This window comes from Cytobacillus sp. ABV4_503, assembly GCF_056158445.1.
Genome location: NZ_JBSWTH010000001.1, coordinates 2,936,155 through 2,960,865 on the forward strand (window position 1 = coordinate 2,936,155; position 24,711 = coordinate 2,960,865).

A 24,711-nucleotide genomic window follows, 5' to 3' on the forward strand; every position below is an offset into this window, starting at 1 on the left:
TCATTGCGGATCTATGCCGCCATGCAGAGAGTATTAGAAGGAGATGGAACTGGCAGTACAGGCTTCTTTGCTTGGCTTTCCAGGGATCGCAGGAAAGGTATGGTTTTTACCAGGATGGACGGATCTTCCGCAGCCACAGATTGCTGCAGCAGATGAAAAAGCTTTTCTTCTTCATCATTTGCAAAAGAATCCTCAGTCTCATCTTCAACTGGGTGCTGTAGCTGCTTCCGAGCACGGTTCAGCGAGGACTTCACTGCAAATTCAGTGGTCTGCAGGATATCCGCAATCTCTTTTGTTTTGTATCGAAACCCTTCCTTCAGCGTAAAAATAACAGCCTGCTTTAATGTCAGACGGTTAATGAGATGGCTGATTGCTTCTCCTCGATCGGTGCTGTAATTCTTCATTTCACTTTCAGGCGACTCTTCCAGCTGCTCCCGCTTTCTGTTTCGAAGAGTATCCATCCAGCAATTATAGGCAATCTTCTTCAAAAGAGCCTGATTGATATTCTCCGGAGAATAGCTTTTATAAGCGCGGATGATTGCCTCATGGGCAAGATCGTCCCCATCCCAGCTGCTCTGTGCAAGAAACCGGCTATAACGCTGCAGTGAAGGATAGATATCTGCAATACATCTTTCCTTCTGCTCTAAGAAATCCCTTGATTCAGCCTGAACTTTCCCTTGCTTCATAAACCTGTTCACTCCTTTAATACATCTCTGCTTCTATAACGGAATAAGAGAACTAAAAGATACGGGGTAATTATAATTTATTATCATTTTATTCTAAGGATAGCTGATATTATCCTGCTCATATACTTTTTTTGATTTCAATCCAAAAAAAAAGCCCCAATCCCATTGGAATTGAGGCTGCAGTTTTATATAATTCGTGACGTTACAATGCCGTCAATTTGATTGATCTGTTCAAGCAGTCCAGGGACCACTTCGCCATTGACTTTATTATCGATATCGATCATGGTATACGCATATTCACCGCGGCTGCGGTTCACCATGTCTGCGATGTTCAGCTGGTAGCTTGAAATGGCAAGCGTGATTTGGCCGACCATATTTGGGATGTTTTTATGAAAAGCAGTGACACGCCGCTTGCCTGTGTAAGGAAGAGCAGCATTTGGGAAGTTCACTGAGTTTTTAACATTGCCTGTTTCAAGGAAGTGCTTCACCTGTCGTGCTGCCATGACAGCGCAGTTTTCCTCAGATTCTTTTGTTGAAGCGCCAAGGTGCGGAATTGCCACAGCGTTTTTCATTTTCAGGACATTTTCATTTGGGAAGTCTGTAATATACTTGCCCACTTTTCCGCTCTCAAGCGCTGCTGCCATATCTGATTCATTCACAAGCTCTCCGCGTGAGAAATTCAAAATATGAACACCATTCTTCATCATGCTGAATGTATCTTCATTGAACATTTCCCTTGTATCATCGGTTAATGGAACATGTACAGTGATATAGTCGGATTCTGCAAACACCTGCTCAATGGTCATGGCACGCTGAACATTGCGGGACAAGTTCCAGGCCGTATCAACTGAAATGAATGGATCAAAGCCTATAACATCCATATCAAGTTCAAGTGCATCATTGGCCACAAGTGCCCCGATTGCTCCCAATCCAATTACACCGAGAGTTTTCCCCTTAATTTCTTTTCCGACAAATTGCTTTTTCCCTGCTTCTACAAGCTTTGGAATCTGGTCTCCTTCATCTTTCAGCGTTTTGGTCCAGGCGATGCCGGCAAAGAGATTGCGGGATGACGCCATTAAGGAAGTAAGCACCATTTCTTTTACTGCATTTGCATTGGCACCAGGAGTATTAAAAACAACAATGCCCTGCTCAGTGCATTTCTCAACCGGGATATTATTTACACCCGCGCCTGCACGGGCAATTGCTTTTAATCGATCGCCCAATTCCATTGAATGCATATTGAAGCTGCGAAGGACAATCGCATCCGGATTGCCGCTTTCATTATCGATTGTAAATTGATCCTTGTTAAACACCTCAAGACCGCTTGACGCAATCGCATTCAATGTTTTAATCGTCTTTACTCTGTCTAACGTCATGGTACTCACTGGATTCTCCCCTTTTCAACTAACTTTGTCAGATTTTAAAACAGAAAGAGGCAAGGGTAGAATCCCTTACCTCTGCCCAGGCGAACGGCTTCGACACTATGTGCTCCCTCGCGGTGATCCGCGTCTCGCCAGTTACACATAGCCTTTTCGGTTTTTTAAATCTTATCAAAGTCTTCTGAAAACTTCAACCCTTTAAAGCGCTTACATTATTAAAATTATTTTTTATTTTTTTACAGTATATTTTTCTTATTTTGTACATATGCTTTTGAAGTTAGTAATTGGAATAACATTTTCCTTTCAGCTGTATGCATATTAATTGCTGGTATTCTGTTCTAAGAAATGAAGCATTTTATCTGGAAATAAAATTGGACTATCCGAAAGTAATTATCAATAAACTGTTTCCCTTCACCTCTCTCCTTTATCAGATTCTGCGAAGTTCTGTAACTGCTGCTTCTGGGGAACATTCATACTCGCCAGAATACTCGACAAGCCCAATCTCGCAATTTTTGCCGATTTTTACATTTTTCCCTCTTACGACAAGAGCTGCTGTGCCTTCGAGTTCGATGTCATCCCCTTCAATTAAATCTGCCTCCAGCTTCAAGGGAAAGATGGATTTGATTAATTTAAATAGGGTCTCTCTATGCTGTGTCACTTTAATTATTCTGCCGCCAATCTCTTTCGCTTTACTGTCTCCAAAAAGCTTAATATCAATCGTTTCTGCATTCAGTAAACCTTCTACTGAAAAAGTCCCTTCAGCACTGAAGATTTCCGCTTCACAGTCTCCCTCAATAGATACTTTTCCATTCACATCGATTACATCGCATTTTACAGAGCCTCCAATAGAGGATTTCCCAGCGACCTCAAGCTTTTGACAGCTGACGGCTTCAGAAATGGCAGCCGAGCCATTGATAATCAGGGATTCAGCTTTAACAGCTCCGTGGATTTTTGCTGCACCACTGATCTTTCCTTTTTCGGTTTTTACGTTTCCATGGACAGTGCCCGTACCGTTACAAAGGAATCTCTCGCATTCAATATCACTGTTTACAGTTCCCTTGCCATTTAATTCAACCTTTTCAAATGAACCTCCATTAGACGATCCAACTCCATTAATAATTAAGTTCCCTAGCGTTTTCATATTCACAGCAAATTTTCCCCCTATGCCAATTTGGATTTTAATTCCTCTGCACAATGTTCTATCGATAAAGTGGCTGCCACTTTTGTTCCTTTTTCAAGCAGGACTTGTTCCCCGTTAACCGAAACCAGGCAGCTGGACATTCCAAGTTTGCGAATAAAGCAAATAACAGCTTTTGGCTGCTGCAGGATACTTTGATGATCGTTCAATAATTGAAGGAGCATTTTCCCTTCCTCTATATGGATATCTCCCGATTCAAGCAGGATGGAAAGTATATAAAGCTTCAAAATCTCATGGTAATTGAATTCTTTAAGCTCCCCCTGAGTTTCGAGAAAGATATTCATAACCGGTTCAGAAGCTATCCCTTTAGCAATCAGACTTTCCTTTGTCATCTTCAGATGTGAAGCATTCAGAGAAAACACATCTGCCAGCTCATCCAGCGAAAGGCTATCCTTCATCTTTTGTATTTTATCGACCCGCTCCAGAATTTTCTCTTTTGGGAAAAAAGTCTCCTGCCCTGTAAAGGTTGATTTTCTGACAAACCAATCCTCCGGTATCAGGCTTTTCCTTTTCCACCGATAAAGCTGCCCATAAGAAATCCCAGTTAGATCAAGGACTTCTTTTTTTGAAATTAATTCATCGCTCAATTCCAGGACTCCTTTCTAATGTTACCATTGTAACATAACACTGTTACGTTATAATGTTGTTTTATTCATTTTTTTCTGATATTTTTCGACAAATTTATGGTTTTGTACCGTGAAATCAATCCTGGAAGCTCTTCCATCAACAAAACAATGTTCTATTGACACAAAAAGACCTGGTTCTCTATAGAACCAGGCTTCACATCATTCATATATTTTTAACAGATTATACTGCTTTCCAAGATACTGATAATTTTGCCTGCGGTACATTTCCTTTGGAGTATCTTCTCCATCTGCAACAAGGATGATGGTTTTATCCTTAAACTGATCCATCACCGCTTTCTGCAGGCGGCTGCCGATGCCCTTTTTCTGAAAATCCTCATGGACCATCAATCCATCAATTTCAGCTGTTCGTTCCTTGATAATGACATCAACAGATCCGGCAGCTTTCCCTTTATAGTATGCAATATGCTGCTGAATGCATTCATCGCTGTAATTTCTAAGATGCTGAGCTTTCTTTTTCTCTGCGAAATTTCCCCCATATACCGAATCCTGCTCATACTGGAATTCCAGATAATCATTCCATGTTTCATCCGTAACATTTTTGACTATGATTTCTTCCTTTTCCTGAACATCAGGAAAATCAGCCGGATGGATGGCAAATAACTCTAAGAAACCAACCGTATAATCCTCATCTTTCTGAAAAAAAGCCAGAAGCTCTCCAGAAAGCTCCTCGTCATCGGGAAAATAAAACCTTACATGCTTTTGGCCATATTTCTGATGAAAATCTCTTAAATATTGATGTGCCTCCTCAAACTCTTGATCAGAAGGCATTCTTTTAAAAACAACAAAGTTGCTGTCATACTGAAGGAGCATGTCAGGATTATGGTTGTGAATAAATAGTTCATTTTCCAGAACGGTGTGTCCCGGTTTATAAATATCATGAAAAGTGATCTTGTCCATCGGTATCTCCTAAAATAGCAAACACTTTAGTTTTGCAAGTATTTATATTCTTTATCTGTAATTAGCACATCATGGCAGCGCATTAAATTATTCTTTAATTCCAGAGGGGTAATGCTGTTATCATAAGCACACAGGGAAATCAGACCCTGTTCAGAAATGACCTTGTCAATTTTCTTTTCATACGCTTCCACTAACGGAATATAGTCCTTCACGTTTCCCCATTCAACCAGGCCCCATGTAAAAATCTTTGTACCGCTTTCCAAATAAGGATGTATGTTTTTGAGAAAAAAATTCAACACTGTTTCAGGATTAAAATCCCCGTTCGAATAATAAAAATCAAAGTTATTCGCGAAGTGGACTCTCTTTAATTCCTCTTTGTTTAACAGCTTTCTTATCTCTTTATCAATCTGAAGGAAATTACGGTCGTTCTCCACAAATAAAACATGGCTGCCGCTTTTGGCACCTGCAGATATATAAGAGACTGCATTTTGAAGATAGCAGTCTCTTTGATCGAATTGATAAAGGATATGGCCGCCGTTTGACCTTTTAAGATTATCCATTAAATCGATTAACCATTCATTCATTAAAATTACCCCTTATAATTCAAAGATGTTTGATTTATCTATCCACCTTCATATCATGTATTTTGGAATATCCGTTTTCTAATCTTTATCAAATATTTCATCAAGTTTATCTGCATAAAAGGTAATCGCTTTTTTATATTGCAAAACTTCTGGGTCATCAGAGGTTTCGGCCACACACTTTAGGAGCAGCTCCATGGCCTGCCTATGCTGGCCTAAATTATGGAGCGTCATGGAATAAAACACCTGGATTGCACGATTAGCCGGAAACTGGGAGATCCCTTTTTCGAACACCATCTTTGACTTTTCATATTCCCCAAGTGTCCGGTATGTGCTCCCTAGACCCAAAATAGCACCTTGCAGATCTGATTCAGGAAGCCCAAGTTCGATCGCTCTTTCATAATAAGAAACAGCCTTCGATTCCTCCCCTAAAACGTCAAAACTCCAGCCGCACTGATAATGAATAACTGGGTTTAAGGGATACTGTTCAGCCAATTTTATAAGCAGAAGGTTGGAATCTTTGTATTTTCCGAGATTGCGAAGTACAATCGCTTTTTCTAAGTCCGTGCTCATATGTACCTCCGATCAGCGCTTTCTTTCTATTATATCTAAAAATTGAAAATAATGGTTGGTAAGGCTTCAACTTTTCTGCAAAAATTGAATTATGACTCTCTGCACCGTTCTTTCACTTCAACCGCAGTGATTTCGTCAAACATGACCTTCTCAAGAAACCCATCTTCCATTTCCAGATAAATTTTTCTGCTGATGCTATCCAGCCTGTTTACCCTCCCTGTGTATTCGCAGAAAAATCCACCACGCCAAACCTTTACTTTTAGAAAAAAGGCAAATTCCATTGCATAGTGAATTTTGTTTTCATAATCCTCCAATTCATATTCATCAATAAGCGGCTTGTTTTGTGCCATTTGTTCAGTTTCCAATTTTCTTAACATCGCCCGGTGTTCCGGCATGAAATGGGCTGGCAGCCATTTTATTTTCCCTCTGTCTTTTAGCGGCATAGTAAATCCCTCCATCTTCTATTATAGAACATTTGTTCTGTATTTAAACCAGTAAAGCATAAAAAACTCAAGCTGGTTCATTTGGATAATAAAAGTACGAGTGGTAAAATAATCTTTAACTCTCTAAAAAGATTGGTGAAACAATGAAGCAGCTCCCTATAAAACACCGGTGGCTCGGTCGATTGCTTGCATCCGATCCCGGGCTTATCCGATTTCAAAAAGCTGGACGGGCCACTTTAAGTTTAATGGCTTCAGTCTTTACGACTTTGCTTATCATGCAATTGGCTGGCGCTGGTGCTAAAGCCGCTCTCACTCCGGCGATCGTGTCCGGAATGGCTGGCATGCTTGGCATCATGATTGTGATGGATGACTCTAAAAAAGGTAAGATGCTCACAACTGGCCTGCTTGGAATTTCTGCCATGGCGGGGGTATCGATTGGTTCACTATTGGCGGGAAGCACGGTCTTTGTCGATATTGCAATGGTGCTGTTAATATTCTTAAGCTTTTATTTAACCCGCTTTGGCGTACGGTATTTTTCTCTATGCATGATTGCATTCATGACACTTTATTTTTCATCTATCCTAAAGTTATCAGGCAGTCAGCTTCCATCCTTTTACTTCGGCATCTGGATAGGGGTCGCGTATGCTTTCCTGTTCAATTTCATCCTGTTTCAGGACACCGCGAAAAACCTGAAAAGAAGCATTCGCTCCTTTCATTTCCAAAGCAATTTTACGTTCAACCTGTTAATTGAGGGGATGAAAGCCAAGGAAATGACTCCCCAGCAGCGGGAGGAATTGCGGAGAAACGTGCTGAAGCTCAGGGAATACGCAGTAATGGTTTCAGAGTATGTAAATGATGAAGATGTTCAAAAATTATGGCCAGGGCTGACCTCTACTCAGCTGAGGTTATATATATTTGATGCAGGTATGCTGATTGAAACACTGACAGACTCAATTCGAAGCTTAAAAAAAGCGAATGCTCTTGAAATTGATGAGCTGAGAAAACTCCTGGTTTGGGTAACCCGTTCTCTTCGCGATGCTGAAGTTCTTGCCCAGCAATATGAAGAACAAAATCTGCGTGAAGCAGAGCTTGCTGTACAGGCCCTTCGCCTGCTTATTATTGATTTGTTCAGCCGGGAAGACAAACCTGCTGGATGGCTGTTTTTGATCAGGCGAATCGAGTCCATTGCGAACCATGTAATCGAGGGCGGCATAACCATACAGCAGGCACTTCATAAAGTGAAAGACAATGAGATTAAATCATCCGATGAGGCAGCTGAAGGCGAAAATGAAGATGAACCATCTGAAGAAGATAAGGGCATCAAGCCTTCCACTAAAAAAGCTTTTCAGGCATTGACTGCTGCAATCATTTCCATCATTGCCGGCCAGATTCTTTCGCCTGACCAGCCTTACTGGGTTCTTTTAACCGCTTTTATAGTTTTGCTCGGAACCGAATCAATCGGACGCATTTATACGAAGGGTTTTCAGCGTTCGGTTGGAACAATTATTGGAGCAGTAATAGGATTTACACTTGCAAGAGTTGTCAGCGGCCATTCCGTCCTGGAAATTGCGCTGATTTTTGCAGCAGTTTTTTTCGCCTTTTATTTGTTTGAGGTCTCCTATACGTTAATGAGCATGTTTATAACGATGCTGGTTGCTTTTATGTATGACCTTTTACTGGGTGGAATTACATTTTCCCTTATCAGTTCAAGGGTTATCGATACAATCGCCGGTGCCGGCATTGCATTCGGAGTTTCCTTATTTATTTTCCCAAAGAAAACGAAGGAAAAAGTGGCGGATACCATAAATGATTACCTTCAAGAACTGAAACCGTATGTCACTGAGTATGTGCGAAGCTTCCGGGAAGATGTGAACGTTAAGGAGCTTTCAGGCAAAGGCTTCTTATTGGATCAAAAACTTAAAACCATAAACGTTGAAGCGCAATCCTTGATAAAGAAACCCGGATCCCCGCGCCATGCTGATGTTAACAGATGGATTACATTATTTTCAGCCATCAATTACTATGCAAGACACCTTGTGGCTTCCTCCTACCGAAAAGGATTTGACTATCCCGATGAGCTGGTCGATGTTTTCATAAGGATTGAAGAAAAGCTTGAACTAAATATTGAGACATTAATGGACCTGATTAAAGACAGCGGAGACGGCATGCTTGTTTATAGTCTTGAAAATGAAAGGGAACAAATTGAACGATTGGCACCGGCAAGGCAGCAATCCCAGCGAGATTTGATTCATCATCTTTATTTCGTCTGGAGAATCAACAAAGCGATTATCGAATTGGCAGAAGACCTTGGTGCAGGGAAGGAGCAATAGTGCTCCTTCTTTTTTATGCTCTTTCAGGACCAATAATAGATTAATACATTCCCAATATACCTCAAAAATGAGCGATGCACTAAATGCATCACTCTGACTTTGTTTTTGTTATTTTGAACAGCCGTAAACCATTCAAGGTTACGCCAGAAAAAATGATATTATATAAAAAAGGACTCGGATTGCTCCGATTCCTTTTATTTCATTACTTCCTCTTTCAATTTTATCAATAATTCATCCGAATTCTCCGCTGCAATCAGTTTCCCGTCTACAAGGGCATAGGGTGATTGCCTGCATTCTTTGCATCTGCTCTGACATTCGTATTCTTTATAGTTAACACTCTTCTGGCTCAGAAATTGATTAAATGCAGCAACACTCTCTTCTTTTAAAAAAGCATCCAGATTCCGCTGACAAAATTCAATCGAAGCCGTTTTTTGCTTTGAGAATAGTTTGTTGATGAGTTTCACCTGATCAAACTTCCTTCTGATTTTTCTTTAAAAGCTCTAATGGCAGTATATATTGTTTTCCATTCCCCTTCCTGCCTATATCGGGGACTTTATAATTATATCGAATCTGCTGCCCCTCTGTCGTCTCTATTGCTTCATTTCCAACAATTTTAAATAAAGTCTCATATGCAAACCTGTTAGTATTTTATTATACATTATTAATGAGGGGAACTGAATCGATTTACCTGTTAATTCAGATGGTTCAAATGTTTAATTGCACATAAACTGATTTTCTTTTGAATGCCGCTTTAAATTCTTATAGATTCCATGGCGACTGTTTTCTTACTGCTGCTCTCATTTTTGTCTTCAAGACCTTCACAAAAAAACAGGAAGAGCATTCCACTCTATCCTGCACAGCCAGAATCTTAATTTTACTTATTACCCTCTACATTTCTTCTCATTTTCATTAAAACATCGTCAACAATTCTCAGCTCTTCTTTCGTAATACCTGATGTGACGATCGAGTGAAATTCCTCTGTGATTGGATATACATGCTCGCTGAGATTTTTGCCGTTTTCTGTTAGATAGACATTCAGAGATCTGCTGTCCTCTTTATTCATGCTTTTATTGATAAATCCTTTCTTTTCAAGACTGCTCAGCATTCTGGTAATGTTGGATTTATCTTTATCCAGCCGCCTGGCGATTTCATTTTGGCTTAATCCGTCTTCTTCCCAGAGAAGCATAAGAATAAGGTTCTGCTCAGGGGCAATATTTAAATGGGCTAATTTAGTCTTAATATAGCTTGTTAAGTTCAGGTCTGTCTGATGGATCTTAATGCTTATATAGTCATTAAATCTGGTTTTCATTTAAAATCCCCTATCCTTTTTATGGTGGCATTTTATTGAAATCTGTCGTATACACCAGATAACTTTCCTTTACTTATCCAATCATGATTTTCTCTTCTGCATATTTAAAGTTAGCTTTTTCTCTTTTTCTGGCTAGTGCGAATGCAAGAGTTAACGGTCCCACCCTGCCTGCAAACATCATGAAAGCAATTAATTGTTTTCCTAATGGACTCAGCTCTGGAGTTAATCCAAGAGACATCCCAACGGTGCCGAAAGCAGAAATAACTTCAAATAAAAGCATATTCAGCGGTGCATTTTCTGTCAAAGAAAGAAGAAATAGAACCAGTGCTATTAAACCCATAGAGTACACCGTAATCGTAAACGCCCGAAAAATTAATTCCTTCGGGATTCTTCTGCCCATCAGATTGACTTCCTCATCTTCTTTGATGAGGGCTCTGACAGCAAGCAGGATCAAAGCAAAGGTAGTTACTTTAATGCCTCCTGCCGTTCCGCCTGATCCTCCGCCAATAAACATTAGAAGCATGGTAATAAGCTGAGAGCCCATGGTCAGCTCACCCGTATTAAGCGAATTAAAGCCAGCTGTTCTAGGAACGACACCATGAAAATAAGATCCTAACAGTTTTTCCTTCATTCCCAAGTCACCAATTGTCGCAGGATTATTGAATTCCAAAAGAAATATGAAAACTGTGCCTAAAATATTTAGAATCAGTGTCATCAGCAAAACCAATTTGGTATGGAGAGAAAGTTTCCGCAAGCTTTTATTGATTTTTAAATCAAGCAGCACGATATAGCCAATCCCCCCGATGATAAACAGTGAGCTTAACGTCATAATGACAGTAATGTCACCTGCATAACCGGTAACACTGCTAAAGTCGCCCATGATATCAAACCCGGCATTATTAAAAGCTGAGACAGAATGAAAAGCCCCATAATATAAAGATTGCGGAAATCCAAAATCTTCTGCCCACCGAACAGCCAAAATGATGGCGCCAATTGCTTCAACAATCAGAGTAAAAGCCACCACGAATTTTACGAGACGGACCATCCCTTCAATTGTAAGCTGATTTAATGATTCCTGTATCATCAGCCTTCCCTTTAAGCCAATATTTTTCCCAAGCATAATGGCAATGAGAACTCCAAAGGTCATAAAACCAAGTCCGCCTATTTGTATAAGAGCCATAAGAACTACCTGGCCAAAAACAGTAAAAGTTGTTTGTGTATCCACGACGACTAAACCTGTTACACATACGGCAGAGGTCGCTTCAAATAATGCATCAATAAACGATAAATGATGTCTGTCACTAGTCGAAAAAGGGAGCATGAGCAGCAGGGTGCCAATGGCTATTAGAATTAAAAAGCCAACAGACAAAGCCTGGGCAGGATTCATCCTGATCCATGTGCTGGGCCGCTCAATTCTTCTTGTCTTTCTGGTTTCTTTGTACATGGTCCATAATCTCCTTCATTTAAATGGTAAACATCATTGAAAAAGCTTATACTCCATGCCTCTCAAATCTGCCAATTCCATTATTGTGTCCCATTACAATCAGGACATCTCCCCTTAAAATGACCTCTTCAGCTGGCGGAGTAACGATTATTTCTTTCCCGCGCTGAATCCCCACGATATTACAGCCATACTTAGCCCTTATATTCAATTCAGATAGGGATTTGCTTGAGATTTTATCTGTAGCCACAATCTCAACCATACTGTAATCTTCAGACAGCTCAATATAATCAATCATTTTTTCTGAAACAATATGGTGGGCAATCCGCTTAGCCATATCCCGCTCCGGATGGATCACACGATCGACGCCAATTTTTTCGAGCACCCTGGCATGATACTCATTATGTGCCTTTGCCCATACCTTTGGAATCCCCATTTCTTTTAATAACAGGGATGTCAAAATGCTGGACTCAATATTTTCACCAAATGAAACAAATGCATGATCAATATTTTTTATTCCTGATTGCTTTATCGCAGCTTCATCGATACCATTGATTTGAACTGCATATGTCACAAACTGTGAGTATTGATTTACTTTCTCCTGGTCGACATCAATTGCGAGCACTTCCACACCCAATTCATGAAATTCCTTTACGAGACTTCCGCCAAAGCGGCCTAAACCAAATACAGCATACTGTTTTTTCATTGAAGAAATTCCCTTCTTTTTGAAAATGAACACAAAAAAACCACTCTTAATAAAAGAATGGCTAATGGTTTCCATCAACCCTTCTCTCGATTCGGCTTACGGAGTTAGCTGTCGGATTAGGGATTGAGAGTATCCCTTCTTAGCTTTAATATGCTAAGATTCACCCCAAGATAAACCAGGTTTATCAAAATTGGTTCCCCCGCTCAAAATGATTCAGCAAAAAGGTTACTATGAAATTAATAAATATAAATTACTCCCATGTAAAACTCTTGTCAATCTTTTTTTTTACATAGCATGTAAAATAAAAAGCACTTCCCTGTACGGAAAGTGCTGCCAGAAGGTTATTCCCAAATTGCTGATGCCCACTCGGGATGATCTATAAATGGATTGCGGTTATGCTGGTAATCAGAATAGATGATTTCGTTTCTTCTCCGCTCGTTATCATCTACTGGATCTTCCTTATGCCACTCAAGCAGGACAGACATTTTGCCATGATAAGGAGCAGAGCCATTATTGACCTGATTGTTCAGCTCCAGATCCACCTCTCCGCTGTCTCCTTCATAACGGACAGCCATATAAAAAAGCATTCTCGCAACATCGCCTTTTACCGTATCCCTTGGTTCCCAGGAATCTGAATCATAGTAGTTTCCCAGTGCCTCTGAATGCTGGGTGCCTCCATCGTCAAAGTCAAGATTTCCTCTCGAGCTGTTTACGGAAGCATCTGTTGGCCGCAAATGATGCAGGTCTGTTCCCGCACCCATCGCTGTACCAAAGTCCCCATGCGATTTAGCCCAAACGTGCTCCCTGTTCCAATCATTGACGCCAGAACCATTAGTGAATTTCCCCTGAGAGCGGCCAGTATACAAAAGAATGACGTTATTGGGATTGGCAGGATCTTCATCAGTTTCGCGCAGCGCTTCCCATACATTCGAATAGGAAATTTCCGTGTGGTCATCAATGATTGTATGGAGGGCTGTTTTTAAATCCTCTCCAGTTTTTCCGTTTGCATCATCATAATATCCCCCTGGTTCCGGGCCGGGATCGGCTGTTCCATCACCAGCTTGTTCGAAGGCAGTTCCATCTTTTAGCCCTGGATGAGAAAAATAGGCGGTAAGCGTTCCGGTTACCTTAATTTTTTCTCCAATCAAAGATGGATTGGATTTTAAACCAAAAGCTGATCGGAACGAGGAAGGTATTTGAACATAAAGCATCCTGTCTGTGCTGGTCTCTGATGGACTATCTGACAGAGCCAAAGCATAGTCATTTGGAAACCCGCTGGAAATAACCGTATTTGCCGCAGTCGGCTGTCCTACCACATAGCCTTGAACAGTTTTGGAAGAGTTGTTTTGAGTACTGATTCCCTGTGAAACGGAATAAGGTGATGACCAGGACCCATCCCCGGCAGCTGCCCTGGTTATTGAATTTTGAATGGGCTGCATCACGATCAGAATGACAGTAACCAAAATAAAAGATAACAGCAGGCCTTTTTTCTTACGATTCAGCATTCATTCGCCTCCACATTTTTTTGAAAGGACTTATAAATATTCAGAAAAGTCACAATCATCTCCAAGTATAAATGAACACCTTCGGACATAGCATGAGGTATTGGTCCCAAAAATTTACTATTTTACAATACTTAACATTAATGTAATTTATTTAAAGTTCTTCCTTTTTTAAAATGCCCAAATACTCAATCCAAGGACCAACATCTGTCCTGTATCTATTTGCCAATACTCTTGAAATCTGTGAAATATGCGTAAGGTCATGCACTGCCCAAGTGGAAATCAATTCCCTGACTCTAACTGGACCAAATGCCGGATGACGCCCTGTTTTTTCGAAATGAGTTTCCAGATCAGTTATACCAGTAAGTGTGGCTAAATTCTTCATTCTAAGGGTCTTAAAGGCTTCAAGCTTGTCTTCAAGTGATAGATCATCTGACACATTTAAATGAGCATACCGGTCAAATGGAGGGAATGGCTTGCTTTCCCCTTCCTGCAGAATCAATTTCAGCCGCGGAATCCAATTTTTCTCCTCACCATCAATCAAATGATCAACCACTTCGGCTGCATTCCACGTGCCATCCCCTTCATTGCCTTTAAGCCATTCCGAAGATAGCCCGCTTAGCAATGAATCCAGCGTACGGGGTGTCCGTTCAAGAATCTCCATAGCTTCTCTTAAATTAAAATTCATATAACCGCTCCTTTTTTAACAGACCCGCTCAGATACAAAACTGCGCGTCTGTATCTAACTTCTCTACAAGTCCTTTTCAATCTCTCCCATTATTTTGAAGGGACCATATGATTTATTTGATGGCACTACGAGGGTTATTCCGCTTTCAGGATAATAGGCAGAATGAAAGCTGACTCCCGGGTCATAGCCCATGAGGTGATATTTGAAGATGGATCCGTTTTTCTTGCTGATCCATAATCCGTAGCCGTAATATTCATTCTCATCTGCTTTGGCATGCGGGCTCATAAGCTTTTCAGTATACTCTTCGCTCAGGAGCTTGTTATTACACAATGCTTCCCAAAATAAGGTCATATCCTGAGCAGTAACATAGGCTCCTCCGTCAGAACCGCCTCTAATGGGCAATGAATAAATATTGGTTCTCCATGTCCCATCTTCTTCATTATCTATATAACCAATTGCTGTATTTCCAGGAAGACTGTCAAATCGGAAAAAGCCTGAATCCTGCATTCCGCATGGTTCAAAAATATGGGACTGGATATAATCCTGGAAACTCATTCCTGCCTTCTTCTCTATAATTAAACCCAAAAGTATATATCCGGCATTATTATAATGAAATCTCTCCCCCGGCTTGAACATCATTTTTTTATTCTGGAACATAGGAAGAAAATCTCTAAGATGATTTAATAGGTACATTGGCCTTTCTTTCCACAGGTCCTCAAAATCATCCATAACTGACTCATCAAAATAGTCAGGCATTCCAGATGAATGGGTTAACAGGTGATGAATGGTCATTGTCTCATCAAAGAAGGGAAAAACATCCTCCAATACATCTTTAAATCTTGTTTCAAATGATATGGATCCATTCTCGGCCAATTGACAAATAGCAACCGCCGTAAAAACCTTACACCCGGAGGCGATGCCAAACCTGGTTCCTGGATTATTGGAAGTTTCATTTGCTCTATCAGCATACCCCTCTGCTAATTCAAGGATCATATCTTCGTTTTCTTTAACAAGTACGACACCAGAAAAACCAGCATTATTAATTACAGAACTTAACCTTTTATCATAATTCCTAATTAACATGAGTATTCCCCTTTAAGGTATTATTCCATGACCTAAAACAATTGCGGGACAAGAATAACGGTCTCTAATATTTTCGTTAATAAGCATGATTCTTCCATTTGAAAGAAGCGCTTAATCATCCAGTATTAAATAAATATTTCTCAAAAGCAGTAATAGTCAGTGATTCATTTATCTCTCTTTTCTCAAGCTCTTTAAAACCATTCTTTAAATAAAAAGCGACAGCAGGTGTATTCTTAGAACCTGTTGTGACAATCATTTTTTCAATCATTGGCCTCAGTTCAATGAAGTTCAGCAGCTTTTGTGCAATACCCTTTCTAAAATGTTCAGGATGAACAATCAATCTATGAATATCTAAAACATTATTTTCCTCATTAAACGAAATCGCACCGCATAATGTTTCACCAATAAAATACCCAAAGAAAGTCTCTCCGGTTATTCGCAAGGCATCAGCCGTATCCTTCAAAGGCGGTAAATCTGGACATCCAATGATTTCAGCCTCAATTTTATACGCGGGAAGCTGTACACTTAGAACCTGCTCAGCAGCTTTTCGGTCTTTAATATTAATTTCCTTAATCATTATGGTCCCTCTTTTGAAATTAGTTTTAAAAATTAATTTCTCTATCAAAGATCATTTCCCTCTTTTTTGGACGAATGAAGGCATTCCAATATAAAATGATAACTAAGGGGGTGAATTGGATGAATTTAAAATATGAAGTGATAACAGAAGAAAAAATCAGCCTTTGCCGGGATTTATGCAATGGGCTGATGACTTTCCAGAAATCTAAGGCACATATAACACCTGAGCGTTTTGACAGTATGAATTTTGAAACAAGGATGATTCCATCCGCAAAATCTGCTATTCATAATTATATTGTGATTGTTAAGGACCATGAAGAAATTGTGGGCTATGTCTATTCCAATGTTTCTCCGAAGGAAGCCTACTCTAATGATTTCGCCACATTTTTTGATTTAAATTCAGTGGGGAAAGACAATGTTGGGTGCTTATCACAATTCTATATAAAAGATGGCTACAGGCAATATGGAATTGGATCAGTGCTTTTTAACATGTCGATGGAATGGTTAAGTCAATTTAAAGATGTTGAAGATTATTTTATCTATGTGTCAAATGGGAATACAGAGGCCCTTGAATTTTATACACGCAAAGGGTTTACTGTCAGTCACGATATTCTGGAAGGCTTTATTACAGTTTTGCGCAAATAGGAAAGGCCATTCCCCCAGGTTCTGACAACAGGATAAAACTTTCCCCATAATCAATAAAGCTGCTGAACCAATTGGATAAAGTCAGAAGCGAAAAATATCCAGCGGAAATCTGAGCTGGATTTTTTTCAGTCATATTTTTTCATCAGCAATTTTCCCAAAACCAATACCCATAATCTTAAAAAATAATGGTGGACATTGTCATAAATCTTGTTATAATTCTATAAGAAATTACTTTGAAAAGGGTGCTTTATGGGAAATACATGCAGATATGTTGTGAGTGCCACTGGGAAAAACGGCGAGACTTATTATACGCAATGCAAGGATAAAGAAGAGTTAAAAGAGTGGCTGGCGGAACATGAAGACAAGCTGAATAAGAAGGAACTGAAAGTGAAGGACAAAAAAAGACATCCTCTTTTAAGCTGGCTTAACTTCTAATCTTTTTGCTCAAAAATCTAATTGACCTTTTCTATTAAATTACTATTTAATTAATAGTAATCATAGATAAGAAAATCGTATGATTTACAACTTTTATGATTATTGTTAATATATTAAAAAATCATTAATAATTTTTCGCTTAATCTTAATTGAGCGGGGGAACCAACTGTACTTTTTTATAAAAGTACCTGGGGTGAATCCTTTTACAGGTAGGGTACTCTCAAGACCCGAACCCGACAGCTAACCTCGTAAGCGTGTTGAGAGGGAAACACTGCATAAATGCACAGTGGTTATTACCTCTGTGTTTTTTTGTTGCCTTTTTTAGTTAGGATTATGTTTTTTGGGGGTAATATAGGAAAGGCAAAATATTTTTTGTTTCCAGTTTACATTTTTTTACATTATTCATTGGAGGAACGTGTATGAAATTATCAACTAAAATTATTATTGCTCTAATCGCCGGGGGAATCACAGGTCTTTTGATTAACTTATTTGCACCTGGCATTTTCCCCGAGCTAGACAAGTTTTTATTTACTCCGCTTGGAAAAATCTTTTTAAATCTCATCAATATGCTGGTTGTTCCGATCGTCTTCTTTTCCATCACTCTTGGGACAGCAGGCCTCGGTGATCCTAAGAAGTTAGGAAGAATTGGGATTAAGACCATCTCCTACTTTCTGGTAACCACCAGCATTGCAATCGTCATCGGTCTTGCTTTGGCAGCTGTTTTCCAGCCAGGGAACGTTGGTGAATTTGACGTAACAAACGTAGAGTATGAATCTAAAGAGGCTCCTCCTGTTTCAGAGACATTATTAAATATTATTCCAACCAATCCGGTAAAAGCCTTCACGGAAGGCAACATGCTTCAGATTATCACTTTTTCAATTTTTGTCGGATTTGCACTAACCATGCTTGGCAATAAAACAAAAGGCATATTAAACCTTATTGAACAAGGCAATGACATGATGATGTACCTTGTTAACCTGGTGATGAGATTTGCCCCTTATGGAACGTTCGGACTTATCGTTTCTGCTGTAGGCAGTCAGGGTCTGAGTGCCATTAAAGCTATGGGACTTTATATGATCGTTGTTCTTCTTGCATTGTTTATACATGCGATTTTAACTTATGGAGGTTCTATTGCTTTACTTGCAAAGAAAAACCCGCTATGGTTCTTTAAAGGCTTTGCGCCGGCCATGGGTGTTGCTTTCAGTACATCAAGCAGTAATGCGACACTGCCGATTTCCATGAATACTGCTCAGAAAAATTTGAAGGTTCCTGAATCAATCAGCAGCTTTGTTCAGCCTCTCGGTGCAACCATCAACATGGATGGAACAGCCATCATGCAGGGTGTTGCAACTATTTTCATTGCTCAGGTATATAATGTTGATTTAACATTGACACAGCTTATTACGGTCGTCCTGACTGCCGTTCTTGCCAGTGTTGGTACAGCTGGTGTGCCAGGTGTCGGTTTGATTATGCTTGCCATGGTACTTAACTCTGTCAATCTTCCTGTTGAAGGGATTGCATTAATCATTGGTATTGACCGTCTGCTTGATATGACGCGAACGGCAGTCAACATTACAGGTGATGCTGCATGTGCAGTGATTGTAGCGGAAACAGAAGCAAAGAATGAGGCCGTTAAAGCCTAAAATATAAATAACACCGGTTATCCGGTGTTGTTTTTTTATGGAAATCTCTTCCTTCCTGCTTGCTTCTTTATTCAAATTCATTGATTTTCTATTAATTTTTAGTATAATTAGTTTCATAACCATCACGTAACAGTTTGGAGGAATCCTCATGGGGCTGAGAAGTTAAGAATAGGAGAATTGGCTGAAAAAGCAAAGGTTACTAAGAGAACGATTGATTACTATACTTCACTTGGCCTGCTAAAAGCAGAACGTTCCCCTTCAAATTATCGCTATTATGATTATTCCGCCATCGAACGGATTGCTTTTATCGAAAGATGTAAAGCGGATGGTTTATCGCTGGAGGAAATAAAGAAAAAAGTTATCAGCCGATTTTCTGAAGAGGTGGATGTTCTTGAACTAAGGCTTAAAATTCAGGATCTGGAGGAAGATGTCACAAAAGCACTTTCTCAGCTGAAGAAATCTGATCCCGAAAAATACGAATATGTCAAAAAAAACATTTCACATGAAAGCTTATCATTAATTCAGACCTTGCTTTTATTGCTCAACTGAATATCCTGCGCCCAAACAGTTTTTTGGGTTTTTGGAGCATTATGGATATCAATTTGGGCACAATTTAAGTAGTGAACTTTATAAGGATTATTACCATTTTAGGAGGTGTATGTCTTACTTTTAAGTAAGACTGCTCGTTGACAACCATAAATTTATTACTGATTGCACTATTAATAGCATTAACCGCATTCTTCGTAGCAACTGAGTTTGCGATTGTAAAAGTACGTGTTTCCCGAATTGATCAGCTGATTGCTGAGGGCAATAAAAGGGCTATTGCAGCTAAGAGAGTCGTTACTCACCTTGATGAGTATTTATCAGCCTGTCAGTTAGGGATTACCATTACCGCATTAGGTTTGGGGTGGCTGGGTGAGCCGACAGTTGAAAAATTATTGCACCCGGTATTTGAAAGATTTGAAATCGCCGAATCGCTAACTCATATTTTATCCTTTGGCATTGCGTTTGCTTTAGTCACCTTCCTGCATGTAGTTGTAGGTGAGCTTGCACCCAAAACCGTTGCCATTCAAAAAGCTGAGTCCGTTACAATGGCGTTCGCAACACCAATTATTTGGTTTTATCGTTTAATGTTCCCTTTCATTTGGTTCTTAAATGGATCTGCTCGGGTACTGGTTGGCATATTTGGTTTAAAACCGGCTTCTGAGCATGAAATTGCCCATTCTGAAGAAGAATTGCGAATCCTTTTATCCGAGAGTTATAAAAGCGGTGAGATCAATAAAAATGAGTTAAAGTACGTGAACAATATCTTTGAATTTGATGAAAGAATTGCCAAAGAAATAATGGTTCCGCGTACCGAGATGATTACGATTGCCTCGGATGATACACTGGCAGAAATTATGCAAACTATCCAAACAGAGAATTACACGCGATATCCAGTTGAAGATGGGGATAAAGACAATATCCGCGGGTTTATTAATGTAAAAGAATTTCTGACGGCCAGTCTTACAAACAAGATCACCCCGGAGAATCTTGAGCTTGACTCGTTTATTAACCCGGTAATCCATGTAATTGAAAGCATTCCGATTCATGACCTGCTTGTAAAAATGCAAAAAGAACGCATCCATATTGCCATTTTAATGGATGAATATGGCGGAACTTCCGGATTAGTGACTGTTGAAGACATACTCGAAGAAATTGTCGGAGAAATTCGTGATGAATTTGATGAAGATGAAGTTCCTGAAATTAGAAAGCTAAACGATAACCATTATATTCTGGATTCCAAGCTTCTTATAGACGATGTCAATAATCTGCTTGGCACAGATTTTGAGCATGAAGATGTTGATACAATTGGCGGCTGGTTCCTGACACAGCATATGGAAGCAGAGATAGGAACAGAGATTGAAGCTGATGGATTCACATTCAAGGTCCACGAAAAAGATGGTCACCAGCTTCATTATCTGGAGGTTTTTAAAAGCAAGCCCCTATTAGCCTAGGAAAAACGGCGGCTCCAATTTCGGCAGCTGCCGTTTCTTTTTGCGTCTATATAAATACTTGATTGTTTTCCTATTACCCGTTAGACTGACTTATGTACGTTTTATATCTTTGAACTTCGTGAACTGTCTAGCGCAAGCAGGATGTGGGTCATGCAGACGTTGCCACAGGACGTGGTGTTTTTAGTCTGCGTTCATTCGTGAGCAAGGCGCTTGCGCTTTTCTTATTGTCTAGCTTCAGCGCCTACCCCCTCGAGGTCACAAGCCAATCCTCTCAAAAAGGCAAAGGACGCCTTTCCGTGAGGCTCGACTTGTGCTTGAGGCCCACAGGATGTGGGTCATGCAGACGTTGCCACAGGACGTGGCGTTCTTAGTCTGCGTTCATTCGTGAGCAAGGCGCTTGCGCTTTTCTTATTAATCAACAGGATGTGTGGCTATGTCAGAAATTATCATCAGCTTTATTGATTTCTTAAAACAGTTTTCTTACTTTGGTATTTTGCTTTCATTATGCTTTGAATTTATACCGGCAGAAGTGGTTCTTCCTTTGGCAGGCTTCTGGGTCTTCCAGGGAGATTTTAATTATTATTTAGTCGTATTAGCAGGTACAGTGGGAGGAACGATTGGACCGCTGACATTATATGCATTGGGCCGATATGGCGGCCGCCCAATGGTTTTAAAGTATGGGAAATATTTCTTGGTTTCGCAAAAACAAATTGATGCTTCGGACAAGTTTTTTGAAAAATATGGCGCAGGAGTAGCTTTCTTCGCCCGTTTTATGCCAGTTGTCCGTACAGCGATCTCCATTCCATGCGGGATGGCCAAAATGAATGTGTGGAAGTTCTCTATCTATACATTCCTGGCAATGCTGCCGATTACCGCATTCTATGTTTATTTGGGATATAAACTGGGCCCTCATTATAAAGAAGCAGAGGAAATCTTTAATAGCTATGCCCTGCCTCTCGCCCTGATTATTATTGCAGGAATCATTATTGTGTTCACATACAAATATGTAAGCAAGCGCAAGAAGAGTCAAAGCATTTAAATATAAAAACAGACGGCACTGAATCGACAGTGCCGTTTTTTCTGTTTATGTTTTATACAAAAAACTTTGAAGCCCAGGCAATATAACACGCACCAGGTATAAACATGATTTGTGCAAGGACTGTTCCAATCAATCTGGAGGTAACCATCATAATGGAAATTCCTTTTAAATTCGTATACTTGGCCTTCCCATGCACCACATTATCTGACATGACAGATATTTTCGGGTCCACAAAAATGGTAAGAAGGATCGTTGCCACACCGTTTATGAGTCCAGATGCCATTATAGCAGTTCTTTCACTTTCCTGAGAAAGCAAGGAAGCATATAGAGCTGCCAATACTCCAATTGTATAAATGGCTGTTACAAACATATTGAATAAAAATAGCCGTTTCGGTATTTCACTTAGTTTAAGCCCATTTAAATAGGAAATTTTCGGAATCTTAAAATGTTTGATTGCTTTCTTTGCTGATTCCCAATTAAACCCGATTTTCAGCAGTGAAGGCACTGACCCTCCCTCATCGGCAAGACGGATTATTGCTCTAGAGAAAATGGCTATGAACGTCGGGAGCAATAGAATACCAATGATGGTACCTATTGTGGATGCCCCTATTAACACCCTGAATTGACTTTCAACATAACCGAGAAAGTCTTGTTCGGGCGCAGTATCAATAATACTGCCAAGCAAAGGCTGCTGACCCATATTTGCCATTCGTGAAACAATGACAATGGTACTGAACAAAGAAAGCCCTGATGCTATCAGTTTGACCCTTGCACCCGATAATCGGACTGCATAAGCCAGTGTTTCAATACTATGTATAAGGATAATAAATAAAGAAGTAAACACGATTTTCCCTGTAATTAGATCCAAAAAGAACACTTCTTTCGATTTTTCCTTATTATACCATTAGGCTAGTAATGTATGAAGCGCGACGAAGTAGATAAATACAGACGAAAAAATATTGCAAATATTACACTGCCTATTGTCCGGCATCATGCTTGTCGAGCATTTCCTTAAGAAATTCATCAGATTTCCCTTTTGGAATACTGAGGCTTTCCCACTCACCGTTTTTAATTAGCTTCCCGATAAAAACAATCTGTCCAACATGATAAGAATAATGCGCCATTTGCCTTTCAATTGCATCCACTACCATATGACTTTCGCCGCGAATAGTGATATTTTTAAGCAGATCCTGCTCTTTTAAACTATCTAAAGCGGAAAACAGCACCTTCCACCCTTTTTCCCAAATTAATATTAGTTCATCCTTTGAAGCCGTAGCTGTCGAGAACTCCTCATCCCTGTTTCGATAAGGCTTTTCTCCATCTGATGTCAAAAAATCGGTCCACCGTGAAACCATATTGCCGCTCATATGCCTGATAATCACCGCTGTACTATTGGACTCTTCATTGCAAGCCCAATTCAATTCCTCCTTGGAAAGCCGCTGAATGGTTATATCCGCTAACTCCTTCACAGCCTGGAACCTTTTCTTTACGATTATTAGATAATTTGCACCTAAGCTCATAGTATGGCCTCCTATTTATCTTCAGTAAATTTGGGACTAATTAGAACCAAACCTGCGAAACTTTTTTGATGCAGACACAGGATTAAATACCATTCTCCTTCGACCTTCGTCATTTCCGTCGATATTCATCTCGATTAACTACCATTTTCCCTTGACCCTTGTCTTTTTCGTCGTTATCCATCTCGATTAACTACCATTTTCCCTTGACCCTTGTCTTTTTCGTCGTTATCCATCTCGATTAACGACCATTTTCCTTTGTCCCTTTTCTTTTTCGTCGTTATTCTTCTTGATTAACGACCATTTTCCCTTGACCCTTGTCTTTTTCGTCGTTATCCATCTCGATTAACTACCATTTTCCTTTGTCCCTTTTCTTTTTCGTCGTTATTCTTCTTGATTAACGACCATTTTCCTTTGTCCCTCTTCTTTTTCGTCGTTATTCTACTTGATTAACGACCATTTTCCTTCGTCCCTCTTCTTTATCGTCGTTAATCTTCTTGATTAACGACCATTTTCCTTCGTCCCTCTTCTTTTTCGTCGTTATTCTTCTTGATTAACGACCATTTTCCTTCGTCCCTTTTCTTTTTCGTCGTTATTCTTCTTGATTAACGACCATTTTCCTTCGTCCCTCTTCTTTTTCGTCGTTATTCTTCTTGATTAACGACCATTTTCCTTCGTCCCTCTTCTTTTTCGTCGTTAACTTCTTGATTAACGACCATTTTCCTTCGTCATTTTCGTCGCTAATCTTCACAAGCATCTGGAGCATCACCATATATTTGTTATTTACCTGCTCATAGCTTGGAATAGTCTTACACAAAAATACCATTGAACTTCATCCCGCTTATGTAACTATCGATAATTTCAGCATGTTTCAAGCTGCTGTTTTTTATTTTACTGCCTTCTACGTTACATCTTTCAAATGAAATAGGAGTCTTATCCTCCCTAAGATTCGTGTCAGCAATCTTACTTCGCTTAATGTAACTTTTTCAATTAAGAGTTCTCCTTTATCATGACAGAAAGCAAGAGGGATGCCCATCTTATCCCTTTCTCTGAATAAGCCCAAACCCAAGCCCGACCGGATCCACCAGATAGGCAAGATAAAAATCAGCAAATTCCATTTTATCCCTTACCACCATTGCCCCATTTTCTTTTGCCAATGAAATGGATTCGTCAATCGATTCCACTTCTATCTGAATACGGGTTCCATGCGGGTAATCGTGTGGCCCTTTACTGATGCCCCCATTTATTGCATGATTTTTGTCATTCCCTGTCTTGACTGGCCAGTATCCCCAATTCGGTTCTTCAATCTCCCATCCGAAAACATTGGAATAAAACTCAGCTGCTTTTTCCGGATCCTGGCTGTTTAATTCAAATCCAATTACTTTTGCCATAATTT

General features: G+C 39.8%; 27 protein-coding genes and 3 riboswitches. Of the genes, 7 read left to right on the top strand and 20 right to left on the bottom strand.

Translation table 11 applies throughout. The features are described from left to right. Positions 1-11: 11 nt before the first annotated feature. From ACXAD1_RS14670 to ACXAD1_RS14705, 8 genes are all read right to left on the bottom strand, one after another. Positions 12-686, bottom strand: a complete 675-nt coding sequence (locus ACXAD1_RS14670) for a sigma-70 family RNA polymerase sigma factor (RefSeq protein ID WP_474910439.1) — start codon at positions 684-686, stop codon at positions 12-14. 185 nt (positions 687-871) lie between these two features. Beyond that, positions 872-2,071, bottom strand: coding sequence for a phosphoglycerate dehydrogenase (locus ACXAD1_RS14675; RefSeq protein ID WP_474910440.1), 1,200 nt, complete (start codon positions 2,069-2,071; stop codon positions 872-874). A gap of 67 nt (positions 2,072-2,138) precedes the next feature. After that, positions 2,139-2,217: riboswitch (ZMP/ZTP riboswitch) on the bottom strand. 275 nt (positions 2,218-2,492) lie between these two features. Further along, complete coding sequence (locus tag ACXAD1_RS14680) at positions 2,493-3,206, bottom strand: polymer-forming cytoskeletal protein (protein WP_206843988.1); 714 nt, start codon at positions 3,204-3,206, stop codon at positions 2,493-2,495. A 20-nt stretch (positions 3,207-3,226) separates the two neighbouring features. Further along, complete coding sequence (locus ACXAD1_RS14685; protein WP_474910441.1) at positions 3,227-3,850, bottom strand: YhbD family protein; 624 nt, start codon at positions 3,848-3,850, stop codon at positions 3,227-3,229. A 198-nt stretch (positions 3,851-4,048) separates the two neighbouring features. After that, positions 4,049-4,807 (bottom strand): GNAT family N-acetyltransferase, encoded by a 759-nt coding sequence (locus tag ACXAD1_RS14690; protein ID WP_474910442.1) that lies wholly within the window; start codon positions 4,805-4,807, stop codon positions 4,049-4,051. 26 nt (positions 4,808-4,833) lie between these two features. Next, positions 4,834-5,391: an MEDS domain-containing protein gene (locus ACXAD1_RS14695; RefSeq protein WP_474910443.1), complete on the bottom strand. Its 558-nt coding sequence runs from the start codon at positions 5,389-5,391 to the stop codon at positions 4,834-4,836. Between the two features lie 78 nt (positions 5,392-5,469). Further along, positions 5,470-5,961 (bottom strand): tetratricopeptide repeat protein, encoded by a 492-nt coding sequence (locus ACXAD1_RS14700; RefSeq protein WP_206843830.1) that lies wholly within the window; start codon positions 5,959-5,961, stop codon positions 5,470-5,472. Between the two features lie 89 nt (positions 5,962-6,050). Beyond that, positions 6,051-6,404, bottom strand: coding sequence for a YolD-like family protein (locus ACXAD1_RS14705; RefSeq protein ID WP_474910444.1), 354 nt, complete (start codon positions 6,402-6,404; stop codon positions 6,051-6,053). A 182-nt stretch (positions 6,405-6,586) separates the two neighbouring features. Between ACXAD1_RS14705 and ACXAD1_RS14710 the strand changes: the two genes are divergently transcribed. After that, a complete protein-coding gene (locus tag ACXAD1_RS14710; RefSeq protein ID WP_474910445.1) occupies positions 6,587-8,734 on the top strand; it encodes an FUSC family protein in 2,148 nt (715 codons plus the stop codon). 194 nt (positions 8,735-8,928) lie between these two features. On the opposite strand, the gene ACXAD1_RS14715 is transcribed toward ACXAD1_RS14710, so the two are convergent. From ACXAD1_RS14715 to ACXAD1_RS14750, 8 genes are all read right to left on the bottom strand, one after another. Beyond that, positions 8,929-9,198, bottom strand: a complete 270-nt coding sequence (locus ACXAD1_RS14715) for a DUF1450 domain-containing protein (RefSeq protein WP_370224432.1) — start codon at positions 9,196-9,198, stop codon at positions 8,929-8,931. 410 nt (positions 9,199-9,608) lie between these two features. Beyond that, the gene (locus ACXAD1_RS14720) at positions 9,609-10,043 is read right to left on the bottom strand and encodes a MarR family winged helix-turn-helix transcriptional regulator (protein WP_206843822.1); all 435 of its coding nucleotides are present in this window, start codon (positions 10,041-10,043) and stop codon (positions 9,609-9,611) included. A gap of 73 nt (positions 10,044-10,116) precedes the next feature. Further along, complete coding sequence (locus ACXAD1_RS14725; RefSeq protein ID WP_474910446.1) at positions 10,117-11,487, bottom strand: TrkH family potassium uptake protein; 1,371 nt, start codon at positions 11,485-11,487, stop codon at positions 10,117-10,119. Between the two features lie 46 nt (positions 11,488-11,533). Further along, positions 11,534-12,190, bottom strand: a complete 657-nt coding sequence (locus tag ACXAD1_RS14730; RefSeq protein ID WP_206843818.1) for a potassium channel family protein — start codon at positions 12,188-12,190, stop codon at positions 11,534-11,536. 78 nt (positions 12,191-12,268) lie between these two features. After that, a riboswitch (cyclic di-AMP (ydaO/yuaA leader) is annotated at positions 12,269-12,419 on the bottom strand. Between the two features lie 112 nt (positions 12,420-12,531). Next, positions 12,532-13,695 (bottom strand): endonuclease, encoded by a 1,164-nt coding sequence (locus ACXAD1_RS14735; RefSeq protein ID WP_474910447.1) that lies wholly within the window; start codon positions 13,693-13,695, stop codon positions 12,532-12,534. A 151-nt stretch (positions 13,696-13,846) separates the two neighbouring features. Further along, positions 13,847-14,380, bottom strand: coding sequence for a DinB family protein (locus tag ACXAD1_RS14740; protein WP_474910448.1), 534 nt, complete (start codon positions 14,378-14,380; stop codon positions 13,847-13,849). A gap of 63 nt (positions 14,381-14,443) precedes the next feature. Next, positions 14,444-15,463: a serine hydrolase domain-containing protein gene (locus ACXAD1_RS14745; protein ID WP_474910449.1), complete on the bottom strand. Its 1,020-nt coding sequence runs from the start codon at positions 15,461-15,463 to the stop codon at positions 14,444-14,446. Positions 15,464-15,578: 115 nt separating this feature from the next. Next, positions 15,579-16,040, bottom strand: coding sequence for a GNAT family N-acetyltransferase (locus tag ACXAD1_RS14750; protein ID WP_474910450.1), 462 nt, complete (start codon positions 16,038-16,040; stop codon positions 15,579-15,581). A 119-nt stretch (positions 16,041-16,159) separates the two neighbouring features. Here ACXAD1_RS14750 and ACXAD1_RS14755 point away from each other — a divergent pair, with 119 nt between their 5' ends. The 6 genes from ACXAD1_RS14755 to ACXAD1_RS14780 all read left to right on the top strand — a co-directional run bounded on the left by ACXAD1_RS14755 (position 16,160) and on the right by ACXAD1_RS14780 (position 21,798). Continuing rightward, positions 16,160-16,684, top strand: a complete 525-nt coding sequence (locus tag ACXAD1_RS14755; RefSeq protein ID WP_474910451.1) for a GNAT family N-acetyltransferase — start codon at positions 16,160-16,162, stop codon at positions 16,682-16,684. Between the two features lie 249 nt (positions 16,685-16,933). Further along, positions 16,934-17,119 carry a hypothetical protein gene (locus tag ACXAD1_RS14760; RefSeq protein ID WP_009333656.1) on the top strand — a complete coding sequence of 62 codons (186 nt, stop codon included), beginning with the start codon at positions 16,934-16,936 and terminating at the stop codon, positions 17,117-17,119. A gap of 126 nt (positions 17,120-17,245) precedes the next feature. Then, positions 17,246-17,390: riboswitch (cyclic di-AMP (ydaO/yuaA leader) on the top strand. A gap of 148 nt (positions 17,391-17,538) precedes the next feature. Continuing rightward, complete coding sequence (locus ACXAD1_RS14765; RefSeq protein ID WP_206843802.1) at positions 17,539-18,762, top strand: dicarboxylate/amino acid:cation symporter; 1,224 nt, start codon at positions 17,539-17,541, stop codon at positions 18,760-18,762. A gap of 177 nt (positions 18,763-18,939) precedes the next feature. Continuing rightward, the gene (locus ACXAD1_RS14770; RefSeq protein ID WP_206843800.1) at positions 18,940-19,311 is read left to right on the top strand and encodes a MerR family transcriptional regulator; all 372 of its coding nucleotides are present in this window, start codon (positions 18,940-18,942) and stop codon (positions 19,309-19,311) included. A 137-nt stretch (positions 19,312-19,448) separates the two neighbouring features. Then, on the top strand, positions 19,449-20,759 hold the full coding sequence (locus tag ACXAD1_RS14775; RefSeq protein WP_474910452.1) for a hemolysin family protein: 1,311 nt from the start codon (positions 19,449-19,451) through the stop codon (positions 20,757-20,759). Between the two features lie 433 nt (positions 20,760-21,192). Next, a complete protein-coding gene (locus ACXAD1_RS14780; RefSeq protein WP_197249434.1) occupies positions 21,193-21,798 on the top strand; it encodes a DedA family protein in 606 nt (201 codons plus the stop codon). 52 nt (positions 21,799-21,850) lie between these two features. Here ACXAD1_RS14780 and ACXAD1_RS14785 read toward each other — a convergent pair whose 3' ends face one another. The 4 genes from ACXAD1_RS14785 to ACXAD1_RS14800 form a co-directional block, all read right to left on the bottom strand. After that, on the bottom strand, positions 21,851-22,666 hold the full coding sequence (locus ACXAD1_RS14785) for a lipid II flippase Amj family protein (protein ID WP_474910453.1): 816 nt from the start codon (positions 22,664-22,666) through the stop codon (positions 21,851-21,853). A gap of 109 nt (positions 22,667-22,775) precedes the next feature. Next, positions 22,776-23,318, bottom strand: a complete 543-nt coding sequence (locus ACXAD1_RS14790) for a DUF1572 family protein (protein ID WP_474910454.1) — start codon at positions 23,316-23,318, stop codon at positions 22,776-22,778. A gap of 589 nt (positions 23,319-23,907) precedes the next feature. Then, positions 23,908-24,141, bottom strand: coding sequence for a hypothetical protein (locus ACXAD1_RS14795; protein ID WP_474910455.1), 234 nt, complete (start codon positions 24,139-24,141; stop codon positions 23,908-23,910). Between the two features lie 211 nt (positions 24,142-24,352). Then, on the bottom strand, positions 24,353-24,706 hold the full coding sequence (locus ACXAD1_RS14800; protein ID WP_206843788.1) for a VOC family protein: 354 nt from the start codon (positions 24,704-24,706) through the stop codon (positions 24,353-24,355). Positions 24,707-24,711 lie beyond the last annotated feature (5 nt).